Here is a 582-nt window from a genome sequence, read left to right as displayed (position 1 = left end):
TTTTCAAAGGAGAGAAGGATGAAAACAACGATGGCATGCCGGATAACTTTGTACGTAAATTTAACTTCAAAGCTGAACCAACGGCAGCACCATACTACCTAGATAAGGTTAAAAAAGGGAAAAGTGTTACCTTTAAGCATGTTGGTGAAGATTGGTGGGGCTACAACAATCGTTACTATAAGAACCGTTATAACGTAGAGAAAGTCCGTATCACAGTTATTCGCGATCCTGACATTGCGATGAAGCACTTCGAAAAAGGTAATCTCGATTACTTTGAAATGGTGCTACCAAGCTTTTGGCACGATAAAACGAACACTGATGTTTACAAAAAAGGTTATATCCAAAAGTATTGGGGATTCAACCAATCACCACAAGGCGCTGGTGGCGTATGGATGAATACGGCAATGCCTTTGTTGGATAATCTTGAAGTGCGCAAAGGCATCATGGCTGCAACAGATTTTGATGGCATGATAGAGAACATCATGCGTGGTGACTACTCACGTAAGCCGCATGGTTTGGGCTTTGGTCATGGTGAGTATGACGATCCAAACAACACACCGCCCAAGTTTGATGTCGATGCTG

Annotated in this window: 1 protein-coding gene; it reads left to right on the top strand. The window is 42.4% G+C overall.

The genetic code is table 11. The features are described from left to right. Positions 1–582, top strand: a 582-nt coding sequence (locus R7E78_RS28720; RefSeq protein ID WP_318058959.1) for an ABC transporter substrate-binding protein, incomplete at both ends; no start/stop codon positions are given.

The organism is Vibrio sp. YT-19(2023) (genome assembly GCF_033337395.1).
Note: the sequence above shows the minus strand (reverse complement) of the source record. Positions and strands in the feature narration are given on the sequence as shown.